The sequence below is a fragment of the Arthrobacter sp. SO3 genome, assembly GCF_020532825.1.
In the GTDB taxonomy this organism is placed as follows: domain Bacteria; phylum Actinomycetota; class Actinomycetes; order Actinomycetales; family Micrococcaceae; genus Arthrobacter.
The window spans coordinates 1-9,473 of the sequence record NZ_MQTS01000053.1 but is presented as its reverse complement, the minus strand read 5'-3'; the positions used below and the strand labels follow the sequence as shown (position 1 = coordinate 9,473).

At 66.2% G+C, this 9,473-nt stretch carries 11 protein-coding genes; 5 read left to right on the top strand and 6 right to left on the bottom strand.

From position 1 onward, the window contains the following. A partial coding sequence (locus BJQ90_RS05845; RefSeq protein ID WP_226759362.1) for a hypothetical protein occupies positions 1-237 on the bottom strand: 237 nt, incomplete at its 3' end. 116 nt (positions 238-353) lie between these two features. On the opposite strand from BJQ90_RS05845, the gene BJQ90_RS05840 reads away from it, so the two are divergent. The 3 genes from BJQ90_RS05840 to BJQ90_RS05830 all read left to right on the top strand — a co-directional run bounded on the left by BJQ90_RS05840 (position 354) and on the right by BJQ90_RS05830 (position 3,415). After that, on the top strand, positions 354-839 hold the full coding sequence (locus BJQ90_RS05840; protein WP_226759361.1) for a glutathione peroxidase: 486 nt from the start codon (positions 354-356) through the stop codon (positions 837-839). Between the two features lie 227 nt (positions 840-1,066). After that, the gene (gene fdhA / locus BJQ90_RS05835) at positions 1,067-2,278 is read left to right on the top strand and encodes a formaldehyde dehydrogenase, glutathione-independent (protein WP_226759360.1); all 1,212 of its coding nucleotides are present in this window, start codon (positions 1,067-1,069) and stop codon (positions 2,276-2,278) included. Positions 2,279-2,473: 195 nt separating this feature from the next. Then, a complete protein-coding gene (locus BJQ90_RS05830; protein WP_226759359.1) occupies positions 2,474-3,415 on the top strand; it encodes a phosphodiesterase in 942 nt (313 codons plus the stop codon). Between the two features lie 64 nt (positions 3,416-3,479). Here BJQ90_RS05830 and BJQ90_RS05825 read toward each other — a convergent pair whose 3' ends face one another. Both BJQ90_RS05825 and BJQ90_RS05820 read right to left on the bottom strand, forming a co-directional pair. Further along, positions 3,480-5,114 (bottom strand): stealth family protein, encoded by a 1,635-nt coding sequence (locus BJQ90_RS05825; protein WP_226759358.1) that lies wholly within the window; start codon positions 5,112-5,114, stop codon positions 3,480-3,482. A gap of 119 nt (positions 5,115-5,233) precedes the next feature. Further along, a complete protein-coding gene (locus tag BJQ90_RS05820) occupies positions 5,234-6,148 on the bottom strand; it encodes a hypothetical protein (protein ID WP_226759357.1) in 915 nt (304 codons plus the stop codon). Between the two features lie 180 nt (positions 6,149-6,328). Here BJQ90_RS05820 and BJQ90_RS05815 point away from each other — a divergent pair, with 180 nt between their 5' ends. Both BJQ90_RS05815 and BJQ90_RS05810 read left to right on the top strand, forming a co-directional pair. Continuing rightward, positions 6,329-6,628, top strand: coding sequence for a type II toxin-antitoxin system VapB family antitoxin (locus BJQ90_RS05815; RefSeq protein WP_226759363.1), 300 nt, complete (start codon positions 6,329-6,331; stop codon positions 6,626-6,628). Then, positions 6,621-7,301: a LytR C-terminal domain-containing protein gene (locus tag BJQ90_RS05810; protein WP_226759356.1), complete on the top strand. Its 681-nt coding sequence runs from the start codon at positions 6,621-6,623 to the stop codon at positions 7,299-7,301. Before BJQ90_RS05815 ends, BJQ90_RS05810 begins: the two co-directional genes overlap by 8 nt. A 33-nt stretch (positions 7,302-7,334) precedes the next feature. Here BJQ90_RS05810 and BJQ90_RS05805 read toward each other — a convergent pair whose 3' ends face one another. From BJQ90_RS05805 to BJQ90_RS05795, 3 genes are all read right to left on the bottom strand, one after another. Then, complete coding sequence (locus BJQ90_RS05805; protein WP_226759355.1) at positions 7,335-7,973, bottom strand: TetR/AcrR family transcriptional regulator; 639 nt, start codon at positions 7,971-7,973, stop codon at positions 7,335-7,337. A gap of 85 nt (positions 7,974-8,058) precedes the next feature. Next, positions 8,059-8,778: a DsbA family oxidoreductase gene (locus BJQ90_RS05800; RefSeq protein WP_226759354.1), complete on the bottom strand. Its 720-nt coding sequence runs from the start codon at positions 8,776-8,778 to the stop codon at positions 8,059-8,061. Between the two features lie 55 nt (positions 8,779-8,833). Then, on the bottom strand, positions 8,834-9,370 hold the full coding sequence (locus tag BJQ90_RS05795) for a GNAT family N-acetyltransferase (protein ID WP_226759353.1): 537 nt from the start codon (positions 9,368-9,370) through the stop codon (positions 8,834-8,836). Positions 9,371-9,473: the final 103 nt, after the last annotated feature.

Below are 9,473 nucleotides of genomic sequence, written 5' to 3'. Positions count from 1 at the left end.
CCCCGCGCCGGCGCCGTCGGTCGCGGACCCTGCGCCGGCGCCGTCGGTCGCGGACCCTGCGCCGGCCCCGCCCCCGGTCGTGGAACCTGCGCCGGCCCCGCCGCCGGTCGTGGAACCTGCGCCGGCCCCGCCGCCGGTCGTGGAACCGGCTCCGCAGCCCACTTCGGAACCTGCCGCGCCAGCGCCCACTGCGTCCATTGAGCCGCCGGCGAGCACGGACCCGTCGCTGACTCCCACCCCGTAGCAGGCACTAACCCATACCCGCGCGCGTTGGTATCGAATGACGGTCGTGACCAATTCCGGGACACCGTTCCGGACACGATCTTCGTCACCGACTTGCGAGGAACTCTCCGATGACCGCTCTGCACAGTATTCCGCTTACCCTCATTGACGGCACGGACACCGACTTTGGCCGCTTCAAGGGGGAGGTGGTGCTGGTGGTCAACGTGGCTTCGCAGTGCGGATTTACGCCGCAGTACGCGGGACTCGAAGCGCTGCACAACAAGTTCCGCGAGCAGGGCTTCGAGGTGCTCGGTGTTCCCTGCAACCAGTTCGCAGGCCAGGAACCCGCCGCCGACGCCGAAATTGCTGAATTCTGCGAACGGAACTTCGGCGTGACCTTCCCGCTCACCGCCAAAGCCGACGTCCGCGGCAGGAACCAGCACCCGCTCTACGCCGAGCTCACCAAATTCAAGAACAGCATTCTGCCGGGACTCGTGAAATGGAACTTCGAGAAGTTCCTGGTGAACCGCGACGGTGACGTGGTGGCCCGTTTCGCCCCCACCGTGGAGCCGGATTCACCGGAGATCATTGAAGCTGTCCAGTCCGCTCTTAGCTGAGAGTCTGCCCCCAGAGCACAAGGGGACAACGGCCCCTTTCCCTAAGCATGCTTGCCGCTTAGACTGGCCAAACCTTCCCATCAAACCGGGCACAACCACGCCGCAGACGCGCGCGGGTGTGAGCTGGCGGCACAGCCGCCGCACCCCCGGGGGGCGGTGCATCAGCACGCTTCGTGAATCACAACTGGACACTCATATTGGGGGTCCGTGAAACCAGGAGGAAAGTGATGACAGGGAACAAAGCCGTTGCCTACAAGGGGCCGGGCAAAGTCGAACTGATCGACATTGACTACCCCAGCTTCGAACTCAAGGACGGCCCGGGGGTCAACCCCGCAAACGTGGGCCGTTCGGTGCGCCACGGCGTGATCCTCAAAACCGTTGCCACGAACATATGCGGCTCGGACCAGCACATGGTCCGCGGCCGCACCACAGCACCCTCGGACCTGGTGCTCGGCCACGAAATTACCGGGGAGGTCGTAGAGGTCGGCCCGGACGTCGAGTTCATCAAAGTGGGCGATATCTGTTCCGTCCCCTTCAACATCGCCTGTGGACGCTGCCGGAACTGCAAGGAGCGCAAGACCGGTATCTGCCTGAACGTCAACCCCGCCCGTCCGGGCGCCGCCTACGGGTACGTGGACATGGGCGGCTGGGTCGGCGGACAGGCCAACTACGTCCTCGTTCCGTACGCGGACTGGAACCTGCTGAAGTTCCCGGACAAGGATCAGGCACTCGAAAAGATCCTGGATCTGGCCATGCTCTCGGACATCTTCCCGACAGGCTTCCACGGAGCCGTCAGTGCAGGCGTCGGTGTCGGTTCCACGGTCTACATCGCCGGTGCCGGGCCGGTCGGCCTCGCGGCGGCCACGAGTGCCCAGTTGCTGGGCGCCGCGGTGGTGATTGTCGGGGACATGAACGCGGACCGGTTGAAGCAGGCACGCAGCTTCGGTTGCGAAACCGTTGACCTGTCCCAGGGCGGGCCCGCGGAGCAGATCGAGCAGCTCCTCGGCGTGCCCGAAGTTGACTGCGGCGTCGACGCCGTCGGCTTCGAGGCGAAGGGCCACGGCCACGACGCCAAGGAAGCTCCGGCAACGGTGCTGAACTCCCTGATGGAACTGACGGCGGCCGGCGGCGCGCTCGGCATCCCCGGGCTCTATGTCACCGGCGACCCGGGCGGCATCGACGAGGCGGCCAAGAAGGGTGCTCTCTCGCTTAGCCTAGGAACCGGCTGGGCCAAGTCCCTGAGCTTCACTACCGGGCAGTGCCCGGTGATGAAGTACAACCGCGGGCTTATGATGGCGATCCTGCACGACAAGGTCCACATCGCGAAGAACGTCAACGCGAAGGCCATCACGCTGGAGGAAGCGCCCAAGGGTTACGCGGAATTCGATGCGGGCGCCGCCACGAAGTACGTGCTGAACCCGAACGGCTACTTGAGCTAGACCTCAGGTACCTGAGTAAGGCCGATCCGGCGGACACATACCAGGGCAGGTATGTGTCCGCCGGATTACGCGTTGTTCCCATTTTTCGAACATGCCTACTGGAGTTTGCACATTGTTGGCCGAATGTCTGGTTGGATAGACATTACTGAGAGGGACGTTGGAGGCAACCGCCTCCACCCAACCAGGAAGGTAGCAATGGAGCTCATCGAGGCCGAGCACCCCCGGCCACGTCATTTTCTACTCCATCTGAGTGACCCCCACCTGTTGGGAGGTTCCGCTCCGTTGCTTGGTGTAGTCGATAGCGACGCTCTGCTCCAGCAACTCTTTGACGAAGTACGCGATTCCGGAGCCCGCCCCGAAGCGGTGATTTTCACCGGCGACCTCGCTGACCGGGGCGAACCCGAGGCCTACGCCAAGTTGCGGGCCATCGTAGAACCTGCGTGCAAAGCCATGGGCGCGAAAGTCATCTGGGCGATGGGAAACCACGACAACCGCGCCAACTTCCGCACCGGCCTGCTGGACCAGCCGGCTGACGACGCCCCGGTGGACCACAGCTATTTCATCAACGGGCTGCGGATCATCACCCTTGACACCTCCGTGCCCGGCTTCCATCACGGTGAGCTGAGCCCTGACCAGCTGGAGTGGCTCGCGGCTGAACTTTCCACCCCGGCACCGGACGGAACTATCCTGGCCCTGCACCACCCTCCGGTGCCTTCCGTCCTGGATCTCGCCGTCCTGGTGGAGCTCCGGGACCAGACGGCATTGGCCGCGGTCCTGCGGAACTCGGACGTCCGGTCCATCCTGGGCGGCCACCTGCACTATTCGACAACGGCGACCTTCGCCGGAATCCCCGTCTCAGTGGCGTCAGCCACCTGCTACACCCAGGACCTCAACGTCCCGGTGGGTGGAACCCGCGGACGCGACGGCGGGCAGGCGTTCAACCTCGTCCACGTCTACGAGCACACCATCGTGCACTCCGTGGTCCTGCTCGGAGACACCCCTCCGGTGGGCGAGCTCGTCTCGGCAGCGGAAGCCCAGCGGCGGATTGCAGCAGCCGGGATTCGCATCCCGGGCAAGGCACGGCCCGAGGAGCCCGCCAGGACTCCCGGAAGCCGAAGGCTGACCGCCAGCAACTAGCGCCGCCCCGGCGAGGGGGGCAGCGGGCGCAGCCGGCAGGTGGTTCCGCCCGGATCTCGGGGACCTACTTCTCCCAGGGGGCCTTGATCGGGTAGTACTTCTCCAGGAAGTCGGTCACGAGTTCGGCCCGTTCCTCGGCGGGGACCTCAGGGAAACTGCCGTCATTGAGGCAGAAGAAGTCCATGTTCCGCTTGGCGAGAAGCTTGGGCAGATAGTTCAGCCCGGCCCTGGCTGTGGTGTCCACGTAGCGCACCTTTGCTGCGGTCTGGGTGACGGCCCGGCCGGTGAGCAGCGCGTAGTAGTGGTAGAACGAGTTGGTCACCGAGATGTTGTCGGCCGCGCGGAACGTGCTGGCCGCCGTCTTGGCGAATTCCGCCGGGAACTCCTGTTCCATCTGGGCCACGACGCTGCGCCGCAGCGGAGCAGCCGTGTGTTCCAGGTGCCGGGTGGTGATCCGGCCAAAGCGGTCCCAGAGCAGTTTCCGGTTCACCCGGGCTGCGTTCTCAAACCCGCTGCGCTCGGCGTCGTTGTCCCCAAGCCCGATCCGGGTTTCCGCCTCGATGAACTTGGTGATGCCGCCAGGGGTGAAGAACATGTCCGGCCCGACGGCGCGGCCAAAGAACATGTCGTCATTCGAGTACAGGAAGTGCTCGGACAGGCCTTCAATGTGGTGGAGCTGGCATTCCACTGCCTGCGAGTTGTGGGTGGGCAGCACAGAGGGGTCCGCGAAGAACTCCTCGCTGCGGAGGATCGTCACGCCCGGATGATCCGCCAGCCAGGAGGGCGTGGGGGAGTCCGTGGCGATGAAGATGCGGCGGATCCAGGGCGCGAACATGTAGACCGAGCGGAGCGCGTACTTGAGCTCGTCGATCTGGCGGAAGCGGGCTTCGTGGTCGTCGCCTTCGCCGACCACGACGCCGGCCATCCGGGCACGCCGCGCGGCGATGTACTCGGGGGAGCTGCCATCCACCCAGGAGAACACGAGGTCGATGTCGAAGCTGATGTCACTGGCGTGGTCGGCAAACATGTTCTCGATCGTGGGCCAGGTGCGGCCGTACCGCTCCACCGTGCCGCGGATGGCGTCCTGGGCCAGCAGGGTCCGGCGGGTCAGCGAGTTCTCGATCGGGAGGATCAGCTGGTCACCCTCGAAACTCCACAGTTCCAGCTGCACGCCGGCCGAGGCGCCGAACTCGAAGCCGCCCTCAGGTTCGACCCGGGGACGGTACAGCCTGAAGATCCGGGACTGCCGGTTGGGAGAGAGCTCCCCGTCGGCGACCAGCACCGAGGACTTCTTCTTGGCGTCGACGCTCATCGAGTAGAACGGCTCATCGTGGCAGGCCTCCACGAGGGCGTCTCGGAGATCCTTGCGGTCCTTCCAGTCCACGGCGATGACCGGCCTGTGGTTGTTGCCGCGGACCAGGAGGTAGTCGAGGCCGGCGCCGTCAAGGACCGAGCGGATGAACATCAAATCCTCGACCATGGCCTGGTACGGCGTGCGGTTCCCATTGATGAGCCCGTACCGGCCGCGCCGGCGCACAACGTCCTGGCGGGTCCGGAATCTCGCCACGGCAGCCGCGGAAGTGACCTCATCATGGGCATCTACCGATGCCTGGCTGCCGTAGTAGATCTCGTCCTGGACCAATGCGTCTGTAATTTCGATTCTCCGTGATTGTTTGCGTGAATGTGTCCCTACTTGCATAATAACGTCCGCCCCAAAATCGACCCCAATATCCGCGGCTGAAACGCCGCCAGTATGGGCCGCGAGAGCCCCACCTCCACCCGGGAACCCTGTGTCCGGGGGTCGTTCGGTCCGCTGGTTCAGCCCAGGAGGGCCGCACGCCAGCTGTGCAGGAAAGCCGCCCCGGCATCGTCGTGGATGACGTCCGTACCCAGCCCCAGATCCGCCGCGGTGAGTACCTCGTACGGTTTTACCGGGACGCCGTCGGCCGGCCGGACGTCGACGTGCTTGACCGGGTGGTCGTTGTGGTGCAGCCAGTCGGCCATGGCGTAGTCCGTGCGGGAGTCGCCCACCGTCCGCCAGGCCTGCGGGGCGATGCCCTGGGCCGCCAGCAGCTCCACGGCCCGGCTCGCACCGAGGTCCTTGCCGAGCCGGACCGATTCGATATCGGTGGAGATGATGGTCGGGTCCACCCGGTAGTCGACGCGGTCATCGGAGTCGGGGGCGTGGTGGTCCAGGCGCACCACCCCGAGACCGTGCCGGGCCATCAGGCCCATGGCATCGGCGTCGAAGAGTTCCTGCTCAGCCCGGTAGTCGGAGTTCTCCACTGCGATGTGCTGCTCCACGGAGACCATCGCCAGTTTGGTTTCGTCGAAGAACATGTGGCTGGAATAGTCCTCGGCCACGAGCCGCCGGACGTCGTCGCCGAAGGCCCGCGGGATGGCCAGTTCGTGGTCTACGTGGACTGCACCGGGACCCGTGGAGGTGTAGCTGAACCAGACGGCGCCCTTCTCGCAGATGGCGTGGATGAGGAGGCCGGCTGGCATCCCGGCGGCAATCATCGGCTCCATAACCTGTTCACGGATGAAGGCCGCCGAACGGCCGGTGTTGAAGATGACCGGGATCCCCGCCGCAGCCAGCGCCAGCAGGTCCGCGATGATCGCAGGCTGCACCGTGCGTGTGACGGGACTCGCCACGGGACCGTCGACGTCGAGCAGTAGTGCCAGCGGAGGCGCCAACGGCGAGAGGGAGGCGGGGGTCTCGGGAGTTGTCATGCACCTATTCTCCCAGCCGGCACGCGACTTTGCATGTGTTGTGGACCGGGGTAGGCAGCAAGGCGTGAATTGTGACAGGCGGCGGCGCACGGCATGACAAATGGTTACCGTTTGGCTACAACCTCCCGGCTTCGGGCGTCGTGGATTCCTTTGGCCGCCCAAGTTCCTTACGCTTGCATGGTGATATTCAAAGCCGTGGGCGAGGGACGCCCGTACCCCGACCATGGTTACAGCACGCCCAAGGACTGGGCGACGCTGCCGCCGCGCCCGGTCCGGCTGGACGATTTGGTGACCACCAAGCGCACGCTCGACCTTGAAGCGCTGCTGGCGGAGGACTCGACGTTCTTCGGCGATCTGTTTCCGCACGTCGTGGAGTACCGCGGCGTCCTGTACTTGGAGGACGGCCTGCACCGCGCCGTCCGTACGGCGTTGCACCAGCGCACGGCGATCCATGCGCGCGTCCTGGTGATCAATGGCTAGAGCGCCGAAGGACGTCACCGTCCTGCATGGGCACCACGTCATCACCGGCTCTGATTTGCGCGCCACGTTCGTCGATGATGACGAACTGCACGAGAACCCCGTCAGGTTGCGGCGCCGCATCCTGCACGGTGTCGTCCTGGTGCTGCTCGTCGGGCTGATTGCCGCGGCGATCGTGGTGGCGCTGGCGATCATGAACGGCCAGATTAAGATTCCGACGGCGGAGCGGAGCCAGGCTGCCGCGTCCGTCTGCCCGGAGGCGCGTTACGACTACACGCCGCCGGAAACGATCAACCTCAACGTGTTCAATTCCACGTCCCGCCCGGGCTTGGCCCGATCCGTGGCCGAGGAGTTCGCGGCCCGCAAGTTCATCGTCGGGGCCGTTGCCAACACGACGTCGAGCTACCGCGGGGTGGCCCTGGTCGTCTCCGGCGCGGCAGGCCAGTCCGCAGCGTTCAGTGTGCAGCGCAACGTGCCCGGCTCGGACTATTTCCAGGACGGCCGGACGGACCCGAGCGTGGATGTCATCCTCACCGGAGACTTCAAGGACCTGGCAAAGCCGGAACTGGTCGACCAGACGCCGGGCCAGCTCAGCTGCCCGCGCGAGGACCGGCGGATTGTGGACGAAACGCAGTTGCCCGTGACGCCGAAGGTACCGCCCACGCCCGGCAACTGACCCCGTTCGTCCGGACCGCCGGCTCACAGGCGTTCAGGGGTTAAAGCGAAACGGGAGCCCGTTGTCGTCGAACCGCGCTCCGGCGCCGAGCTGGACAAACCGCACGGTGCGGGCCAGCCGGGCCTCTGCCTCGGGGTCCTCGCCGGCGCCGTCACCGCGGGCGGCACTGGAGGACAGGGTGCCGTGGATGAGCTGCGCCAGCTGGGTGGTGTCGGTGTCCGGCAGGTAGCCCTGGGCGATGCCGTCCCGCAGGATGCCCTGCAGCAGAACGCTCAGCTCCCCGACATGGTCCGCCAGCTTCGCGAACGACGCCGGGGAAAGTACGGCGCCCATCGCGGGACCGGGCGGCAGGTGCCGCCGGCTGAGGTCCTCGACCTGGGCGCGGACGTACAGCGCCAGCCGGTCCACCGGGTTCTCCAGCGAGTCCAGGGATTCCCTCAAATCAAGCAGGAAACGCTCGGTCTCATCCAGCGCATAGGCGATCAGGAGCTCTTCGATGTCCGCATAGTAGTTGTACACAGCGGTCCGGCCGATCCGGGCGTGCCGCGCGACGTCCGTCATCGTCAGCCCGGGCAACCCATGGGTGAACAGGAGCTCGCCGAACGCGGTCAGGATGCGGTGCTGGGTATCGGCTCGTTGGGCGGCGTTGCTCGCGGCCGAAATCCTAGGCATACGGACACTTTAGCGCGATCTGTCAGCAAAACCCGGTTTTGCGACTGGCCAGCGGGAATCCCGGGCCGCCGGGGATGGCGGACGCTCAGGCGGAGCAGCCATCCGGGCCGCAAGCCTCTGCGGTTCCGTTGGCCTCTCCGCCGGCGGCCGAGCTGACCATCTCAAGCGGCCGGCTGTCCTGCCAGGCCTGCTCGAGGGCCGCGGCGAACGTCTCGGCGGGCTGGGCGCCGGAAAGCCCGAACTTACGGTCAATGACGAAGAACGGGACGCCGGTGATGCCCAGGGCGCGGCCTTCCTCGAAGTCCTGCCGGACGTCGTCGGCGTATTTGTCCGTCGTGAACAGTTCATCCAGCTCGGCGGCGCCGATCCCGAGGCCGAGGCCCAGCGAGGTCAGGTACTCCCGGCTGCCGATGTCCAAGCCCCGCTCGAAGTGGTCGCTGAGCAGGCGTTCCTTCGCGGCGTCCTGCTGCCCGTGCGCGGCGGCGAGGTGGATCAGACGGTGGGCGGTGAAGCTGTTGGCGACCACGACGTCGTCGAACCGGTAGTTGAGCCCCTCGCCGCTGGCCTGCTCGGCAACGTGCGCGAACATTGCGGCGACCTGCGCCGGGGCCATGCCCTTGCGGGTGCTCAAATAGTCCAGTTCGGTGCCGTCGTAGTGGTCCGGGAGTGTCGGATCCAGCTGGTAGCTGCGCCACTGGACCTCCACGGAATCCCGGTGCGGGAAGGCCGCGAGGGCCGTTTCAAAGCGGCGTTTGCCGATGTAGCACCAGGGGCAGGCCACGTCGGACCAGATTTCAATCTTCATGATCGCCACAACCCTGCAGGTGCCGGCTCCATTCCCCGGCGGCCTGTCGGCTTGGTCACGGCGTGACCGGGCGCTCCATGACGAAGTCGTGTTCCACGGTGCTGCCGAGCCTGAAGGACTTGGTGCCGACCTTGCGGAAGCCGGATTTTTCGTAAAAGCGGATGGCCCGGGCGTTCTGGTCGTTCACCCCGAGCCAGATCCCCCGGGCACCGGCCGCTGCGGCCGCGCCGAGGCTGGCGTGCATCAGTTCGGCGGCGGCGCCCAGGCCGTGGTGGTCCGGGTGGACGTAGCATTTGCTGAGCTCGGTGGAGGGCAGGACGGTCAGGACCGCTGCCACGTCCGGGTCCTGGGCGGGGCGGGCGGCCAGGAGGCTGTAGCCGCGAAGCTCGCCGCCGGCGTCGATCACGAGGACGGTGGCGGCCGGGTCGGCGAGGTAACTGCGGAAGTTGGCCTCGCTGAGGGTGTTCGCGAGGTGCGCGGCGATGTCGTCCGGGGAAGAGGCGGGCGGGCAGGCCAGCGGGAACGTGACAGCCGCCAGCGCGGCCAGCCGGCCGGCGTCGTCCGCGGTTGCTGTCCGGATCTGGTGCGTCATAGCTAGAACCCTAATCCGCGGCGGGTCCCGGGTATGAATCCGGACCCGGTCCGGGCTAAATATCAGATGGCGTAACGAAGGATTCCGACCGCCTCCACAATGT